The following is a 15,720-nucleotide window of genomic DNA, read 5'->3' as shown; positions in this document are numbered from 1 at the left end:
ATCTCAAATCGTTACAGGTCATAGTTCCCTTGGGTAAAGGGTTTTCGTTGAGCTTTTGGGTTTTGCGTTGGGGAGCTCCGGGATGTTGTTTGGAATGTTTCATATATTGCGCACCGGTCCGGCTGGCCGGCTTTTCACCGCCGCGGCCATGTCCATGGCCGTTGTCACCGCTGCTTCGGCGCGCGATACAGCGCCTGAGACTGGCGCCGAGCAAGCGCCCGAAGCGCCGCTTCATATGCTGGTGTCGCTGAAAGAGCAGAACATCCGGGTGTACCGGGGACTGGATCTGATTGAAGTGTCGCCGATTTCCTCCGGCAAGCGCGGTCACAGTACGCCGACCGGGGTGTTTTCGATCCTGGAAAAGCGCCGCAAGCATTTCTCCAATCTCTATGACAATGCGCCGATGCCGTTCATGCAGCGCCTGACCTGGTCGGGTGTGGCGCTTCATGTGGGCAAACTGCCCGGCTATCCGGCCTCCCATGGCTGCATCCGTCTGCCGCGCCCCTTTGCCAAGTCGCTCTATTCCATGACGGAGCGGGGCGTGCAGGTGGTTGTGACAAAGGGCGAGGCGGCGCCGCAAAGTGTGCGCAGCCCCGCATTGCCTCAGCCCTATGCGCCAGCCACGGAGGTGGCGAGCCTGTCCGGCAAGACAATTGAGTCGGACCCGGCCCTGCGCGGGGCCATCCGCCCGGCCGCGCTCCAGGCGCCGCTGACAGTTGCCCAGCCGGACAATCCCCATTTCGACCGTCCGCTGCGAATGATCATTACGCCGCAAAAGCCGCCCAACAAGGTGAAGGTGCTGCAGCGGCTGTTGAACAAGCTCGGCTATGAGGCCGGTCCAGTGGACGGTGTTGCGGGCCGCAAGACCCGGGCTGCCATCCGCCTTTATCAGGAAGGTGCCGAGCTGCCGGTCACCGGCAACATCACAGATGGGCTGACCGCGCGCCTTTTTGCCGAAGCCGGCTATGAAAAGCCTCAAAACGCGATGCTGCGTGTGCGCCGGAAGTTCCGGGACATTTATTCCGCTCCAGTCACCATCAAGGACATCGATCAGGAAATCGGCACCCATGTCTTCACCGCGCTTGGCTTTGAGCAGGGCGATACAACAGTCGAGTGGATTGCGGTGTCGGCGGAAGGGGAGCGCGGCGGCACAGCCGAGGACGTTTTGAACCGGCTTGAGATCTCCGCAAAAGTGGCGGTTGACCTGTCCCGGATGCTGACCCCCGGCACATCGCTGACGGTGACTGACCGCAGTTACAAGCGCAATACGGGACTGGGCACGGATTTCGTGGTCATTACCCGCTAAAGGACCGGACCCGTCCGCAGCACGAACAGCCCCCGCAACTTGCGGGGGTTTTTATTATCCGGATAAGCGCAGTTTTTCCTGTCAGCGTCACCAAATTGTCGTCTGCTTGCCGTATCGCAGGGCAATTCAGTCGCGCGATGACTCGGGAGAAAGTAATGGCGCAGAGCACGCTCACAGCTTCGAAGAAACGTCTCAAGAATGCGGTGCACCGTTCGGAGGCAACATCCCGGGAAGGGATCTTGGAGCGCCTCTTCACCTTCGCTTTCAAGGGGCTTGTCTATCCGCAGATCTGGGAAGATCCGGATGTGGACATGCGGGCCTTGCGGCTGACACCCGAGTCCAAAATGATTGCGATCGCGTCCGGCGGCTGCAATGTGATGTCCTATCTCACCGCCAACCCGGCCGAGATCACCGCCGTTGACCTGAACCGGGCCCATGTGGCGCTGGGCCGCCTCAAACTGGCCGCTGCCAAGCACTTCCCCAATTACGAAACCTTCTACCGGTTCTTCGGTGAAGCCGATGAAAAGGCCAATGTGGCCGCCTATAACCGGTTTTTGAAAGACAATCTCGATCCAGAGACGATTGCCTACTGGGAAGGCCGGGATCTGGCCAATTGGGGCCGCAAGCGCATCACCCTGTTCTCCCGCGATCTCTACCATCACGGACTGCTCGGCTATTGCATCGGGGTTGGCCATCTGGTCGCCCGCCTTTACGGGATCGATCCGAAACATATGGTCAAGACCCGGTCCCTGGAAGAACAGCGCAGCTTCTTCGACAGCGCCTTGGCGCCGCTCTTCGACAAGCGCCTGGTGCGCTGGGCGACGTCAAAGAAAATGTCTCTTTATGGCCTCGGCATTCCGCCAGCGCAGTATGACGCGCTCGTGTCCGCCAATGCGGACGGAAATATGTCCGCGGTGCTCAAGGAACGGCTGGAGAAACTCGCCTGCGACTTTTCCATGAAGGACAACTATTTCGCCTGGCAGGCCTTTGGCCGGGGCTATGCGCCCAAGACTCAAGAAACCACCGGGGAATCCGGCCCGCTGCCGCCCTATCTGAAGCGCGATCATTTTGAAGAGATCCGCGAACGGGCCAGTCGGGTGCGGGTTCTGAACCGGAACTTCACCGAACATCTCCAGTCCGTCGATGAGGGATCTCTGGACGCTTATGTGCTGCTCGATGCCCAGGACTGGATGACCGATCATCAGCTCAACGCTCTCTGGTCTGAAATCACCCGCACGGCCCGCCCGGGCGCACGGGTGGTGTTCCGCACCGCTGCTGAGCCGACCTTGCTGCCCGGCCGTGTGGCCGACGAGATCCTGGACCGCTGGACCTATGAGGAAGAGGAAAGCCTGGAGCTTGGCCGTCAGGACCGCTCCTCCATCTATGGTGGTTTCCACCTTTATGTGTTTAACGGCTGAGACGCGGTACGGGACAAGGCATGACGGGAGCGGTTGAAACGGCAAAGCTGATGGACGCTGTCTATCGCCATCAGCGCCATGTCTATGATTTCACGCGTAAATATTATCTTCTGGGACGGGACCATCTGATTGCCCGGCTGGACCCGCCCCGCCAGGGGGTTGTTTTGGAGCTGGGCTGTGGCACCGGGCGCAACCTGATTGCAGCGGCGAAAAGACATCCCGATGTGCGCTTTGTCGGTCTGGATATTTCCAGGCACATGCTGGAAACGGCGGAAAAGAACATCGCCAAGGCCGGGTTGAGCGACCAGATCACCTTGATCGAAGGGGATGCGGCTGACCCGGAGGCCACGTCGGCCAAGGCAACCGGTGTCGTTGCCTTTGACCGGGTGTTTTATTCCTACACCTTGTCGATGATCCCGATCTGGCGCGAGGCGCTGGCGGCCGGGGCTGCCCGGCTTGCAACGGGCGGACGAATCCATGTGGTTGATTTCGGTCAGCAGAAAGGCCTGCCCGGCTGGTTCCGCAAACTGCTCTTTGCTTGGCTGAGATCCTTCCATGTAACGCCACGGGCTGGTCTGGAAGAGGAATTGCGCGAGTTGGCGGACCGGACCGGCTGCAGACTGGAGGCAAGACCGCTTTACCGGGGCTATGCCGACTATGCGGAGCTCCACAAGGCTCCCTGAAAGGGGGAGATTCTGTGCTGTTGCGCGGCTGCGGGGGCGTGCAGAAGCAAAGACGCGCCGGTCCGTCAGGGGCTTTCCTAGTCCCCGGCGACAAAATAATGCAGGGTGCCATCCGGGCCAATTCCGACCCGGTAGAACGTCCAGGCACCGAATTCTTCCATCTCCGCAAAATCCCCGGCTGTGATGATCCGGAACATTTCCACCTTCTGGTCCGGGCGCAGGCTAGACAGGGGATAGCGGGCGAAATAGGGCCAGACATACATTTCCTGAGGGGTGCCGGCATCGACATGGAGAAAACCTGCATCAAGCACATCCGCCAGGATCGCCAGGATCTCGAAGCCCTCGCCATCGCCGGAACTGGATTTCAGGAAATCGATGGGGTCGCCGGTGTCTCCAAAGGAGAGGGTGGGCGGCAATTCATTGCTTTCCAGCACCATGCGCAGCCGGTCCATGCTGCCGGACAGGGCGGCTTCGGTCAGTTGTGCATGCATGCGGGCCACCGGCTTCGGCAGCATCGACGTGTTGTAAAGAACCGGCGGCGGGGCTGCGTCCTCGGCCTGCCGGGCCGAACCGTTTGCGCTGGGCCCGTCCCCGGGTTCCGTTTGCGCCGGATCGGCCTCGGTCTGCGGGCCGCTCAGATGTGCATCGGGGATCGGCGGCGCCTGGGTCGTGTCCTGGGGAGCGATGGGAATGGTCTGTATGGTAACGGTCTTTGCAGTTGCCACCTCCGTGCAAAGGCCGAGCACCAGAGCCACCGCCAAAATCGTCCGTCCCATCGTGAACTCCTGAACACTGTTTCCGCTCATCGGTATGCCCCACAGGGTCATTCCTTAAACAATTCATGGCAGGGTTGGAACCGGGAGAGAGGAATTTCCCGGTCAAGGATGAGCGAGAAGGGCCGGCTGTGACCGTTTTGGAATATGTGCTGATCGGATATTTCGTCGGCATTCTCACAACCGCTCCGGTGGGGCCGGTCAATGTCATGGCAATTCAGAACGCTGCGCGCGGTGGCTTCAACCACGGGGTGTTTGTTGGTCTGGGCGCCGTTCTGGCTGATACGCTCTTTGCCATTGTTGCGATCTTTGGTGTGTCTGCCATCACCAATTTTGTCGAAGGCCAGCTCAGCCTGATCGAGTTTGCGGGCGGTGCGCTGCTGATCGTGTTCGGGCTCAAGATCTGGCACACCCATACTCATCTGGATGCGCAGGGCAATGGCCGCGACCATGGCTTTTTGACCGACGCAACAGCCGCATTCTTCATGGCAGTCACCAATCCGGGAACGATTTTCGCCTTTGCTGCGATCTTCGGGGTGCTGGGGGATTTTCGCCCGGTCCATGGCGACCATCTCGGCTCGCTGATGATGGTCGCTGGCGTTGCATGCGGAGCAACATCCTGGTGGGTCGGGGTATCGGCGGTGGTAACCTATTTCAAGGCCAGGATTGACGAACGCTGGCTGGACCGGGCCAACCACATTGCCGGTGCGGTCCTGATTCTGTTCGGTGTGACCATTTATATAAAACTGGCTGTGTATGGCAGCAGCCATGCTTCCGGCATCTGGACGCATTGAAGCAAAAAGGCCGGTGACCCAGCCTCATTGCATCTTGTTGTCAGTCTGCCAGGACTATTGCAGCACCCGGTTGACCGTGTAGTCGCCCTGGAGGATCCGGTCCGGCAGACCTTCAGCCAGCTTGGCGACGGCATCTTCCCCGTATGCTGCGACAAGGTCGGCAAGGGCGGTGAACATGGCAGCATGGGCGACAGCGTCCGCATCCACCCCGTTGGCAATGGCTTCGGCCCAGGCATCGGAAATAAAGCCGAGAGCAGCACGTCTGATGTCTTCGTCTTCGGCGAACTCGGCATCCATTGCCGCTTCTGCATGATCGTCGTTTATCATTCGTATCCTTACCGGTCTGTCCCGAACCTTTGGGAGCAACTTTTGCGTGTCCCTGTCTCGAATCTCATGACCTGATCCTAGCACGGTGTGTCGCGCTGATAAGCAACCGTGAACACAAACTTAACGTCCACCCACAAATTTCATCCAAAAGGTTTACCAAGTCGTAACGATTGCGGCTTTTTTGCCCGGATTATCTGCCATACCGGCTGGTGACGTCGGTGATAATGGTCTCACCTTCGGTCAAATACTGTGCCATTGCGATACGCGCGGAGCCGGTACACTCTCTGTAAGCAACTGAGAAACCACGGTAACCCTGATTGAACCGCTCAATGAAACGGCGGCGCCGGTTTTCATTAACCGTTTCTGCATCCAGAAAGTCTTCCATCCGGTCCCGCCAGCTCGGAACGTCGGTTTCCCGGCATAAAGGGCGTAAGAAATGGAGTGCGCCGAAGATTTCTGCCAGCCGCATCAGTTGCGGTTCGAAGGGCGGTGCATCGCTCCCAGTTTCCTGCGCCACTGCAACCTGTGGCGGACATGCCAGGACAAGGCCTGTCAACACAAGGCAGAGGCACAACACTGCAAGGAGGCGATTTGCGGTCATGGACGGATCATGCGCATGGGGACGGGGGCTCTGCAAGCGCTCTTGCGCAGTGATCCCAAGAATTGCGCGATTGAAAGAATGGGCACGCAGCCCCTTTTTGAAAAACTCTGCGTCTTGGATGGTGCCGAAACACAGCCTATCCTGCGGCCTCCAGGTGGGCTGGGTCCCGCATAATCTCAGCGGCCAATGCCTCTGTGAGCACCCGCCGGTGCGGGTAATACCAACCTCACTAGCTAGGAACCGATCTGACGGTGTTTGGGGACTGTTCGGCAAGGAGCAGGTTGCAGGGCGATATGGTTTATCGTTCAAAACCTGGGACGCAGCTGAACAGTCCTCAAACACAGTCTCGGTGGCCTGGTCCGGCCCGCCGGACTGCGTTGCGCCGCTTGAACGGCCAACCAGGCCGTCCTGCGCAACGCGCCTTGCCGGCCAATCCGGACCAGCGCCATCAGATGGGGTTCTATCTATTCAGGTTGGTATAAGTGGCGCCGGATGCGTTCAGGGGTGCCCGGTGTTGTCAGCAAGGTGTCCAGCTCCTGCGGGCCAAACCAGGCGGCAGCCGTCGCGTCGTCCGCAGCCGCAGGCGTTCCGCTTGTCAGCTCTCCGCAAAAGATCGTCAGGATGAAATGGGTCACGACGGTCCCCGTTTCGTCCCTTTGAATGGAATCGAAAGTTTCCACGGGGACGCCGAGGGCCGCCCGGACACCGGTTTCCTCCAGAAGCTCCCGCTCGGCCGCCTCCAGAAGGGTTTCGCCAAGCTCGATTACGCCCCCGGGCAGGCTCCAATGGTCCTTGAAAGGGGGCTTGCCCCGTTTGATCAGCAGGGCCTTGCCTTGCTGGTGGCATAGAACGCTAACGGCTGCACGGGGCGCATCTGGATAGAACCGGGACATGACGTAAGTGCTGCATTTCCTGAGGGCGTTTCACGCTCAGGCGAACAGAGCATCGATTTCCGCTTGCGCCCCATCGCCTTCGTGTTGTGTAGCTTCCGGTTCAACATGACCGTGAATGACGGCGCCAGCAAGAGCAATCAGAGGCTTGATCTCGTGGGTTGCCCGGCTGGCAATGTCCGACGCAATCTCCGTCGGACTGGAAGCCTCTCGTATCTGGGTCTGAATGTCGCCGACAAGGGCGTTGATATCGGACACATGAGCTTCCAGATATTCACGCAGATAGACTGGGGCAGCGGAATAGGCCTTGATGGCGAGCGCCTTGTCCTTGAAGGTGGAATTTTCAAAATGGCCTTCATAGTCAAGGGGTTGCCAGTCCAGCACATCTTCGGCGCAGTCGGGCATGTCTGGAAGCATCTCAAGAAGCATCATGACTTCGTTGAAATGGTTCAGATAGTCAGTCGCAAGTCCGGTCTGGGGGTTGATGTTTGCCTGTTCCAGCCGTCCGGCTGCCAGATCTCCGGCGCCCAAAACTGGATCCAAACATTCCATTCTTACCCCCTTATTATTGACTTCGCCGACAGGCTACTTCTTTTTTGTTTCCAATTGCCTAACTTGGTGGCAGTTCAATCGTCTCTCTACGTTGCGAATCGCCAGCAGTATAAAGTGAAGTCCGGAGAAGCCAGATGTGTGGTCGACTTGCCCTTACGACACCGCCTGACGCTGTGCGGGAGTTCTTCAGCTACACCGATCAACCGGACTTTCCGCCGCGCTACAACATTGCGCCCACCCAGCCTTTGGCCACGGTCCGCCATGAATATGGCCAGCGCCGGTTTCATCTGGTGCGCTGGGGGCTTATTCCGTCCTGGGTCAAGGATCCGGCAAGCTTTACGCTCCTGATCAATGCACGGGCGGAAACCGCTGCTGAAAAGCCGTCTTTCCGGGCGGCCATGCGCCATCACCGCTGCCTTGTTCCCGCGTCCGGCTTTTATGAATGGCGGCGCACTTCAGAGGGAAAACAGCCATTCTGGATCCGGCCGGCCGATGGCTCCCTGATGGGCTTTGCCGGACTTTGGGACACCTGGTCGGACCCGGATGGCGGCGATATGGACACCGGCGCAATCCTGACGATCCAGTCCAATCGAATGATGTCCGCGATCCATCACCGCATGCCGGTGATCCTGAAACCGGATGCCTTTGAGGCCTGGCTGGACACGGCCCATGTGGAGACACGCGAGGCCTGCAAGATGCTGCAGCCCGTCGAAGACGATTTTCTGGTTGCCGATCCTGTGTCCACGCGGGTGAACAAGGTGGCCCATGATGATGCGGATGTGCAGCGGCCGGTCGCGCCTGGAGACATGGCCGTGCCGCCAAAGCCGGTTTCACGCAAGAAACCCTCCGGTCAGGCAGAGGACAGCCAGCTGGATCTGTTTTGACCGCTGCCGGTGCGCACAAAAATCCGTGCAATGCCATGGCAAGCCGGATAGGAGAGGGCGCTTCCAGCAAGGAAAGACAATGACCGACAAAGACAAAAGCGCCCCTGAACCGGATGAGGACGGGGATGACGATCTGCTGGCCGAGGCCTATAACAGGGGGTTGAGCTTGCAGAAATCCGGTGATCTGGCGGGGGCGGAAGCAGCCTTTCGCAAGGTATTGGAGCTTGATCCTGAAGATTCCGGCGGCGCAAGCGTCCGCCTGGCTGCGATCGGGGCGGAGGCCGCCCCGTTGAAAATGCCGGATGCCTATGTGGCGACCCTGTTTGATCAGCATGCGGATGTCTTTGACGAGATCCTGGTGGATCAGCTCGGTTATTGTGTGCCCCTGCAGCTGCAGGAGCTTTTGAAGCGGCTGGACCTTGGGCCGTTCGCACGGCTTCTGGATCTGGGCTGCGGCACGGGGCTGACCGGCCTGGCTTTGGCCGATTGCACCAGCCACCGGACCGGCGTGGACCTGTCGGAGCGGATTGTGGAGCTCGCCTATGACCGGGAGGTCTATGAAGATCTTTATGTGGGCGAAGCAGTTGAGTTTCTTCAGGAGTTCGAAGACGAGGACGGCTCCCGCCCGGTCTGGGACCTGATCGCGGCAACCGATGTGTTGCCGTATTTGGGGACGGTTGAGCCCTTTCTGGAGGCAGCGGCCCGGCGGCTGGCGCCCCAAGGTTATCTGGCCTTTTCCACCGAGACGCTTTCCGAAGAGGTGCTTCAGGGGCAGCCCTTCATGGTCGGGCCAAAGAGCCGGTTTGCCCACCGGGAAATGTATATCCGCAGCGCGCTTGAGACAGCTGGTTTTGACTGCCTGGCTATGGACCCGATCACGGTGCGCCTGGAAGATGGCGCTCCGGTTCCGGGCCATCTTGTGGCCGCGCAGCTGCGTTGATACAGGTCCCGCTTGGGAGAAGCTGGTAGAACACCTATTGGAAGGGGCAGCGTCAGGCGCTGCCCCTTCCGTGTCAGTCCAGCTTTTCCAGGATCATGTGCGGCGTGCCATCCGACAGGCGGTTCACCGCCCTGCCATCTGCACGCAGGAGACAGCTCACCCGGCTGCGGAAGGCGGAAAAACTGTCGAATGTGACCACATCCACCGGTGCGTCGAATTGCACCGTCACCCGGTAGCGCTCCCCACCGGCGGCCTTGGACAGCGCCATGACTTCTCCGGTAAAGGGCTGGTTGAGATAGGTACCGCTCACCCGGTCGCCGACGGCGAACGCGAGCTGGTTGGGCCGTGCGGCCGCAGCGCTCGCCGTGTTCCAGTCCCGGAACCCATGCTGGGCGGAGACCAGTTCCAGTGCCGCGCTGTGAGACAGGTTCTGGCCACTGGCGGCCAGCGCCTTGCGCAGCCGTTTGGCCTGGGATTTGAGAGCATCAACACTTAACTGTGTCATTGCTTTACCTTTCAAGAAAGGCAGGGCAAAGGCTGGTTGCCTTCGAGGGGGCCCGCATTGCCGTCAGCCTGCACATGCTTGTGAAGGTTGGCTGTCATCGAAGCCTGGCTTCGTGAGGGGATTTCACCTTGGCACAGGCCTGCGGGCGGCTGGCTCCCCTTGCACCGCCTCTCCATGTAGGTGGCGGGGGACGGTCTGTCAACGACCCAAAAAAGAAGCCGCAGGCGCGGCTTCAGGAGAGGGAGGTTTTTGATGACACCGGGCGGAATTCAGCCCGATGGCAGGTGTGGCAGCAGAGGGGTGGGCCGCTGCCACGGGTCTACAGGGTTGGGGGTTCCCTGAAGCTCGTCAGGTCTGGATCAGGCGCTTGAGGAGTTCGACCTCCTGCGCAAGGGCCTTGTCCTTGTTGACCATGTCTTCGATCTTGCGCACCGCATGCAGGACGGTTGTGTGGTCCCGGTTGCCAAAGCGGCGGCCGATTTCCGGCAGCGACCGTCCGGTCATCACCTTGGCGATATACATGGCGATCTGCCGCGGGCGGACCAGCGTGCGGGCCCGGCAGGATGACAGAAGGTCGGCCTTGGTGACGCTGAAATGCTTGCACACAACTTGCTGGATCTCTTCCACCTTGATGCTGCGCGGCTCGCCGATCCGGACCAGGTCATGCAGGGTCTTTTCCGCCAGATCCATGGTCACCGGCTGTTTGGTCAGCTGGTTGTGGGCGAACAGGCGGTTGAGGGCGCCTTCCAGATCCCGGGCGGAAGAAATCACGTAGCGGGCGATATAGTCGGCCACTTCGTCCGGCACGGAAAAACCCGGATGGGTGCGCCGTGCAGAATTGATCCGCTTTTTCAATATGTCGTGCCGCAGGGCATAATCTGTTGCCTGGATGCCAACAACTTCCCCGCCCTGGATGCGCCGCATGATGTTTGCGCTCAGCGTGCCGAGTTCCTCGGGACCGCGGTCCGCGGCCATGATGATCTGCTTGGGCGCTTCCATCAGCATTTCCAGCGTCTTGCCGAATTCCTCGTGGGCCTGCTTGCCATGGAGGAACTGCAGGTCGTCGACGAGCAGAAGATCAATCGACTTCATGGCCTGGCGCAGCACCGGGAACGCAGGCGTGCGCAGGGCCGGAACCAGATGGTACATGAAGAATTCTGCGGAAAGATAGGCCACCCGTCGCCCGGTTTTGCGGGCTTCATTGGCCGCTGCCTGCAGCAGATGGGTCTTGCCGATGCCGGTGGCCGAGTGCAGGAACAACAAGTCCAGCGTCCCGTCATGACCGACAGCCATCTGGCGCACTGCGGAGCAGGCCAGGCTGTTGGAGGCCCCTTCGGCAAAGGCTTCGAAGGTCAGTTTCGGGTTGAGCGCCGTGCCGCTCAGGAATTCGGTGGCCGCTTCATCGCCGCTGTCAGCAAGGCAGGGGATAGCTGCGGAACTGGTGGATGCGCCGAATTGCGGCGTGCTGGCAAACGGGGCGGACCGGCCGCTGATCCGGCGGGCAGTGATGGCCTTGGGAGGCTGGGTGACATTGAGCTGGCGCGGCCGCAGCGCACCGCGGACCGTCAGTTCGACGCGGGTGATATCGTCTACTTCGCGTTTCCAGAGGCCGACGAGTTTCTTTTCGTAATTGTTTTGAATCCAGTTTTTCAAGAAGCGTGTAGGAACGGAAAGACGGACGGAATCGCCGACGGTTTCCTCATGTTTCACGCGTCCGAACCAGTTCGAAAACACATCTTCGCCGAGTTCGTTTCTCAATTCTTTCTTTACACGATCCCAATGATCCAAACTCGCCAAGTTCTGAACCTGCATTGTGGCCTCCATGTAAGAGAACGTTGGGGCGATCTCTCCGTGCACTGTCGTGGAGCTGTCTTGTGACAATGTCGCTCCGTTGCTTTTGTTCGGTCTTGCAACCGGGTGGCTTGTTTACGCCGATGAAGCTACGTTAACCTTTCGCTTACTATAATTTCAAATAGCTTATTCTTATGAGGTCATAGACCCTTGGTATTGTAACTTCTTGTGATGAATTGATGTCTGAACGCAGTAATTACTTGGCAGAACTTACTAATCATCGCTCTCAGAACTTGCCGAAAGCCCCGAGGAAGAAGTTTCTGTCTCCGCAGTTTTACCTCTGCCTTCTGGCTTGAAGTCAGTTTTAATAAAAATTTTACTTGTGAGAAATTTTTCCGGGAGTTTTCAAAAGCTTGTTGCGGTTTTTGTGAAATTCTTCAAGGAACATCCACTGAAATCTCTGAAAAATCAGCGATTTTTACCTAGGATGCCGCAAAAGTGGCCTCCGCACGTTCTTTGTCTGCGCAAAAGAGGCCCCGGATTGCGGCGCTGTCAGACAGGTTTCGTCCGGAAGTCGGGGATAAATCGGAGGCTGGTGCGGCGCGCACGGGCTCGGGAGAAGAGCTGCGGAGAGCGGCCTAAAGCCAAGTTTTGCCAGAAGGCTGCCTGCAGTTCCTCACAAAGAGATCAATATCGGCTCCACTGCCCGCTTGACAGGGTTATCCCCAGTCAAGCCGGATTCGGAAGATGGTGTCCAAATTTCGCTCTTGAAAGAAACCGTCTGCCAGTCATTGGTCCCGGCGACCCGCATGGCGGCATATGGGCGAAGGTGACTACTTCCAACACTCCAAGATCAGATCAGTAAAAGCGCCTCCAGATCTGTTCTGCGTCCATGCACTGTCACTCCGTAAGACGAACGCTTGGCAGGATAAAGACAGTGCTGATCAGAGCTGGAGGCAAACCGGCCTTGTCTGGCATTATAGAGTCTGACGACGCCGGGACACGCCTGGAGCATCGTGCAGACTTGTCGCACGATGCTCCAGGCCTGTGATCGAACCGGGAGAGGCAGCGTTAAAGGATACGGCCGGGATTCAGAAGGCCCTTCGGGTCCAGGTCGTGTTTGATCCGGCGCATCAGGGCCAGTTCCACCTCGGATTTCACATCTGACAGGAGGGGGCGCTTGAGGCGGCCGATGCCATGTTCGGCGGAGATGCTGCCGCCGTATGCCTGCACGATCCCGTGGACGATGGCATTCATCTCGTCCCACTGGGCAAGATAGGCGTCCTTGTCTGCGCCCACGGGCTGGCTGACATTGAAATGAATATTGCCGTCGCCAATATGGCCGAAGGGCACGGGCCGGCAACCGGGTATAAAGGCCTCCACTGCGGCCATGGCCTCGTTCAGAAACTCCGGAATGGAGGCAACCGGAACGGAGACATCATGCTTGATCGACCCGCCTTCCGGCTTCTGCACTTCCGACATGCCGTGGCGGATGTGCCAGAAGTCCTGCACCTGGGTGAGATTCTGGGCGAAAGCGGCGTCTTCCACAAGACCCTCCTCAAAGGCGTCTCCAAGAATGCTCTCCAGAAGATCGCGGATCGGGAAGGCTTCCGATCCGCTGGACAGCTCCATCAGGACATACCAGGGATGGGACCCCTCCAGCGGGTCACGCGCGCCTTCCAGGTGGGAGAGGCAGAATTCGAGCCCGACCCGGGGCATGATCTCAAAGCCGGTCAGCACCGGTCCGGCCTGGGCTTTGGCCAGGGTGAACAGCTTCAAGGCTGCCTCTGGGGAAGGTAGTCCGGCGAAGGCGGCTTCGAGTTTTTTCGGCTTCGGAAAGAGTTTCAGCGAGGCGGCCGTAATTATCCCCAGGGTGCCTTCCGCACCGATAAATAATTGTTTCAAATCATAACCGGTGTTGTCCTTGCGCAGGGTGCGCAGACCGTTCCAGAGGTCGCCATTTGGCAGCACCACTTCGAGCCCCAGAACCAGGTCCCGGGTGTTGCCATAGGCGAGGACGGCGGTGCCGCCGGCATTGGTGGAAATATTGCCGCCGATCTGGCAGGAGCCCTGTGCGCCGAGGGCGAGCGGGAACAAACGGTCGGCCTTGTCGGCTTCGTTTTGAAGCGTTTCCAGAATCACACCAGCTTCCACCGTGATGGTGAAACCGGCCGGATCGACATTGCGGATCTTGTTGAGGCGGGAGAGCGACAGCACGATCTCATCCCCGGTTTCCTGCGGGATTTGCCCACCCACAAGGCCGGTGTTGCCGCCCTGGGGCACGATCTTCAAACCGGTCTCATAGGCATAGGCCATCACCGCGCTGACCTCCTGCGGGGTGCCCGGACGCAGCACCATAGGCGTGACCCCCTGATACAGGTCCCGCCACTCGGTCAGATAGGGCGCCATGTCCTCAGGGGTGGTCAGTACGTTGGCCTCACCGATCAATTCAGCGAAACGGCCGGTGTGTGCGGAGCGCTCCATGAGCAATGTCCTCGTGAAGATTAACAGGGAAATTGCGCGCCAACATAGTGTCTGTTTTCGTCCACGTCGACGGTGCATTCGCTCTGTCAGCAGTCTTGATGGAACCCAACCCTTGTGCCATAGGATGCCAGCCCTTGCGGGCAGTACTGGAATCCTGTTCGGAGATGACAATGGCGGAAACGCGCGGACTGATGAATGGCAAACGCGGCCTGATCATGGGCGTGGCAAACAACAAGTCGATTGCCTGGGGCATTGCCAAAGCACTGGCCGACGCGGGCGCCGAGCTGGCGCTGACCTATCAGGGCGATGCCTTGAAAAAGCGGGTTGAGCCGCTTGCCGAGCAGCTGGGCGCCGTGGTTGCCGGCCATTGTGATGTGACTGATGGCCCGTCCATTGATGCGGTCTTCAAGACGCTGGAAGACAAATGGGGCAAGATCGACTTCATCGTTCATGCCGTGGCCTTCTCCGACAAGAGCGAGCTGACCGGACGGTTTGTCGATACGTCCTCGGACAACTTCGCCCGCACCATGGACATTTCCTGCTATTCGCTGACGGCGGTCACCCAGCGGGCCGAAAAGCTGATGACCGATGGCGGCTCGATCCTGACGCTGACCTATTATGGCGCCGAAAAGGTTATGCCCCATTACAATGTGATGGGCGTTGCCAAGGCCGCTCTGGAAACCAGTGTGAAATATCTGGCCATGGATCTTGGCCCGCAGAACATCCGTGTCAATGCCATCTCAGCCGGGCCGATCAAGACCCTGGCCGCCTCCGGCATCGGCGATTTCCGCTATATTCTGAAATGGAACGAATACAACTCGCCCCTGCGCCGCACGGTGACCATCGAGGAAGTGGGCGACAGCGCGCTGTTCCTGCTGTCCGATCTGGGGCGGGGTGTGACCGGCGAGATCCAGCATGTGGATTGCGGCTATAACATTGTCGGCATGAAGGCGGTGGATGCGCCGGATATCTCTGTCGTCAAGGACTGATCTTGAAAGGGGCCGGTCAAACCGTCCCCTTGGTTTCCGGGCCTCGCAAAGACGGCCAATCCCTTTTAGCCGGACTTTATCATGACCGCGTTTGAAGCCGCAGTTCCCTCCCTTCGCCTGCAGCGTCCTCATGATCCTGAGCTCCTGATCTTCATCCGCCATGGCCAGACCGCCTGGAATGCGGAGGGCCGGATGCAGGGGCACCGGGACATTCCGCTGAATGCCACGGGCCGGGGCCAGGCCACGGCCAATGGCGAGCGGCTGAAGGCGTTTTTCCAGCGGGAAAACCTGATCCCGGACAGGTTCGACTTTGTGGCGTCTCCCCTCGACCGGGCGAGCACCACCATGCGCCTTGTGCGCGGGGCGATGGGGCTGGACCAGGACGCCTTTCGTCAGGAAGACCGATTGAAGGAAGTGACCTTCGGCGCCTGGGAAGGCTTTACCTTCGAGGATCTTGCCGACGAAGAGCAGGAGCTGGTGGCCCGGCGGCGGGCAGACCGGTGGCGGTTCGTCCCTCCCCAGGGGGAGAGCTATGAAATGCTGTCCGAGCGTATCGGTGACTGGCTGAGAACCGTTCAGCGGCCGACCGTGACTGTTGCCCATGGGGGGGTCTTCCGGGTGCTGCGGGGCCTTCTGGAAGAGCGCGTCAGCGCCGAGGTGCCGAAGCTTGAGGTGCCCCAGGACAAGGTGTTCGTCTGGCGCGACGGCCGGTTCGAGACCGTCTGACCGTTTGACAGTCTGTCCGGTGAACGCTGGGCGATCCTTCCGCACACGCATTTGTTA

General features: G+C 59.4%; 16 protein-coding genes. 8 read left to right on the top strand and 8 right to left on the bottom strand.

Features of this window, described 5'->3' with window-relative positions; translation table 11 throughout:
• The first annotated feature begins 94 nt into the window (after positions 1 to 94).
• The 3 genes from ACXAH0_RS15110 (at position 95) to ACXAH0_RS15100 (ending at position 3,407) form a co-directional block, all read left to right on the top strand.
• The gene (locus ACXAH0_RS15110) at positions 95 to 1,306 is read left to right on the top strand and encodes a L,D-transpeptidase (protein WP_475192518.1); all 1,212 of its coding nucleotides are present in this window, start codon (positions 95 to 97) and stop codon (positions 1,304 to 1,306) included.
• Between the two features lie 155 nt (positions 1,307 to 1,461).
• Positions 1,462 to 2,724 carry a BtaA family protein gene (locus tag ACXAH0_RS15105; protein ID WP_475178813.1) on the top strand — a complete coding sequence of 421 codons (1,263 nt, stop codon included), beginning with the start codon at positions 1,462 to 1,464 and terminating at the stop codon, positions 2,722 to 2,724.
• 20 nt (positions 2,725 to 2,744) lie between these two features.
• Entirely contained in the window at positions 2,745 to 3,407 is a 663-nt protein-coding gene (locus ACXAH0_RS15100) for an SAM-dependent methyltransferase (RefSeq protein WP_475178810.1), read from the top strand.
• Positions 3,408 to 3,484: 77 nt separating this feature from the next.
• Here the strand turns inward: ACXAH0_RS15100 and ACXAH0_RS15095 are convergent, their stop codons facing one another.
• Positions 3,485 to 4,183 carry a hypothetical protein gene (locus ACXAH0_RS15095; RefSeq protein WP_475192516.1) on the bottom strand — a complete coding sequence of 233 codons (699 nt, stop codon included), beginning with the start codon at positions 4,181 to 4,183 and terminating at the stop codon, positions 3,485 to 3,487.
• Between the two features lie 128 nt (positions 4,184 to 4,311).
• On the opposite strand from ACXAH0_RS15095, the gene ACXAH0_RS15090 reads away from it, so the two are divergent.
• Complete coding sequence (locus ACXAH0_RS15090) at positions 4,312 to 4,974, top strand: LysE family translocator (RefSeq protein ID WP_475192514.1); 663 nt, start codon at positions 4,312 to 4,314, stop codon at positions 4,972 to 4,974.
• 54 nt (positions 4,975 to 5,028) lie between these two features.
• Here ACXAH0_RS15090 and ACXAH0_RS15085 read toward each other — a convergent pair whose 3' ends face one another.
• From ACXAH0_RS15085 to ACXAH0_RS15070, 4 genes are all read right to left on the bottom strand, one after another.
• Positions 5,029 to 5,301 carry a hypothetical protein gene (locus ACXAH0_RS15085; RefSeq protein WP_475178799.1) on the bottom strand — a complete coding sequence of 91 codons (273 nt, stop codon included), beginning with the start codon at positions 5,299 to 5,301 and terminating at the stop codon, positions 5,029 to 5,031.
• A gap of 190 nt (positions 5,302 to 5,491) precedes the next feature.
• Positions 5,492 to 5,902 (bottom strand): TIGR02301 family protein, encoded by a 411-nt coding sequence (locus tag ACXAH0_RS15080; protein ID WP_475178796.1) that lies wholly within the window; start codon positions 5,900 to 5,902, stop codon positions 5,492 to 5,494.
• Positions 5,903 to 6,366: 464 nt separating this feature from the next.
• The gene (locus ACXAH0_RS15075) at positions 6,367 to 6,795 is read right to left on the bottom strand and encodes an NUDIX hydrolase (protein ID WP_475185942.1); all 429 of its coding nucleotides are present in this window, start codon (positions 6,793 to 6,795) and stop codon (positions 6,367 to 6,369) included.
• Positions 6,796 to 6,831: 36 nt separating this feature from the next.
• Positions 6,832 to 7,344, bottom strand: a complete 513-nt coding sequence (locus ACXAH0_RS15070; protein WP_475185940.1) for a hypothetical protein — start codon at positions 7,342 to 7,344, stop codon at positions 6,832 to 6,834.
• 134 nt (positions 7,345 to 7,478) lie between these two features.
• On the opposite strand from ACXAH0_RS15070, the gene ACXAH0_RS15065 reads away from it, so the two are divergent.
• Both ACXAH0_RS15065 and ACXAH0_RS15060 read left to right on the top strand, forming a co-directional pair.
• Positions 7,479 to 8,228 carry an SOS response-associated peptidase gene (locus tag ACXAH0_RS15065; RefSeq protein WP_475192511.1) on the top strand — a complete coding sequence of 250 codons (750 nt, stop codon included), beginning with the start codon at positions 7,479 to 7,481 and terminating at the stop codon, positions 8,226 to 8,228.
• Between the two features lie 79 nt (positions 8,229 to 8,307).
• On the top strand, positions 8,308 to 9,168 hold the full coding sequence (locus ACXAH0_RS15060; protein ID WP_475192508.1) for a class I SAM-dependent methyltransferase: 861 nt from the start codon (positions 8,308 to 8,310) through the stop codon (positions 9,166 to 9,168).
• A gap of 73 nt (positions 9,169 to 9,241) precedes the next feature.
• Here the strand turns inward: ACXAH0_RS15060 and ACXAH0_RS15055 are convergent, their stop codons facing one another.
• From ACXAH0_RS15055 to ACXAH0_RS15045, 3 genes are all read right to left on the bottom strand, one after another.
• Complete coding sequence (locus ACXAH0_RS15055; protein ID WP_475185926.1) at positions 9,242 to 9,673, bottom strand: glyoxalase superfamily protein; 432 nt, start codon at positions 9,671 to 9,673, stop codon at positions 9,242 to 9,244.
• Between the two features lie 348 nt (positions 9,674 to 10,021).
• Complete coding sequence (dnaA, locus tag ACXAH0_RS15050) at positions 10,022 to 11,485, bottom strand: chromosomal replication initiator protein DnaA (RefSeq protein ID WP_475192507.1); 1,464 nt, start codon at positions 11,483 to 11,485, stop codon at positions 10,022 to 10,024.
• A 1,050-nt stretch (positions 11,486 to 12,535) separates the two neighbouring features.
• The gene (locus tag ACXAH0_RS15045) at positions 12,536 to 13,948 is read right to left on the bottom strand and encodes an FAD-binding oxidoreductase (RefSeq protein WP_475185919.1); all 1,413 of its coding nucleotides are present in this window, start codon (positions 13,946 to 13,948) and stop codon (positions 12,536 to 12,538) included.
• A gap of 170 nt (positions 13,949 to 14,118) precedes the next feature.
• Between ACXAH0_RS15045 and fabI the strand changes: the two genes are divergently transcribed.
• Entirely contained in the window at positions 14,119 to 14,937 is an 819-nt protein-coding gene (fabI, locus tag ACXAH0_RS15040) for an enoyl-ACP reductase FabI (protein WP_475185915.1), read from the top strand.
• 81 nt (positions 14,938 to 15,018) lie between these two features.
• Entirely contained in the window at positions 15,019 to 15,663 is a 645-nt protein-coding gene (locus ACXAH0_RS15035; RefSeq protein ID WP_475185912.1) for a histidine phosphatase family protein, read from the top strand.
• Positions 15,664 to 15,720: the final 57 nt, after the last annotated feature.

It is taken from the genome of Roseibium sp. AWQ4_290 (assembly GCF_056160985.1).
This window is presented reverse-complemented; position numbering and strand designations above follow the sequence as displayed.

Coding starts and splice junctions, on each gene's coding strand:
- ACXAH0_RS15110 (WP_475192518.1), top strand. CDS start 95: ATGTTTCATATATTGCGCACCGGTCCGGCTGGCCGGCTTTTCACCGCC.
- ACXAH0_RS15105 (WP_475178813.1), top strand. CDS start 1,462: ATGGCGCAGAGCACGCTCACAGCTTCGAAGAAACGTCTCAAGAATGCG.
- ACXAH0_RS15100 (WP_475178810.1), top strand. CDS start 2,745: ATGACGGGAGCGGTTGAAACGGCAAAGCTGATGGACGCTGTCTATCGC.
- ACXAH0_RS15095 (WP_475192516.1), bottom strand. CDS start 4,183: ATGGGACGGACGATTTTGGCGGTGGCTCTGGTGCTCGGCCTTTGCACG.
- ACXAH0_RS15085 (WP_475178799.1), bottom strand. CDS start 5,301: ATGATAAACGACGATCATGCAGAAGCGGCAATGGATGCCGAGTTCGCC.
- ACXAH0_RS15080 (WP_475178796.1), bottom strand. CDS start 5,902: ATGACCGCAAATCGCCTCCTTGCAGTGTTGTGCCTCTGCCTTGTGTTG.
- ACXAH0_RS15075 (WP_475185942.1), bottom strand. CDS start 6,795: ATGTCCCGGTTCTATCCAGATGCGCCCCGTGCAGCCGTTAGCGTTCTA.
- ACXAH0_RS15070 (WP_475185940.1), bottom strand. CDS start 7,344: ATGGAATGTTTGGATCCAGTTTTGGGCGCCGGAGATCTGGCAGCCGGA.
- ACXAH0_RS15065 (WP_475192511.1), top strand. CDS start 7,479: ATGTGTGGTCGACTTGCCCTTACGACACCGCCTGACGCTGTGCGGGAG.
- ACXAH0_RS15060 (WP_475192508.1), top strand. CDS start 8,308: ATGACCGACAAAGACAAAAGCGCCCCTGAACCGGATGAGGACGGGGAT.
- ACXAH0_RS15055 (WP_475185926.1), bottom strand. CDS start 9,673: ATGACACAGTTAAGTGTTGATGCTCTCAAATCCCAGGCCAAACGGCTG.
- dnaA (WP_475192507.1), bottom strand. CDS start 11,485: ATGCAGGTTCAGAACTTGGCGAGTTTGGATCATTGGGATCGTGTAAAG.
- ACXAH0_RS15045 (WP_475185919.1), bottom strand. CDS start 13,948: ATGGAGCGCTCCGCACACACCGGCCGTTTCGCTGAATTGATCGGTGAG.
- fabI (WP_475185915.1), top strand. CDS start 14,119: ATGGCGGAAACGCGCGGACTGATGAATGGCAAACGCGGCCTGATCATG.
- ACXAH0_RS15035 (WP_475185912.1), top strand. CDS start 15,019: ATGACCGCGTTTGAAGCCGCAGTTCCCTCCCTTCGCCTGCAGCGTCCT.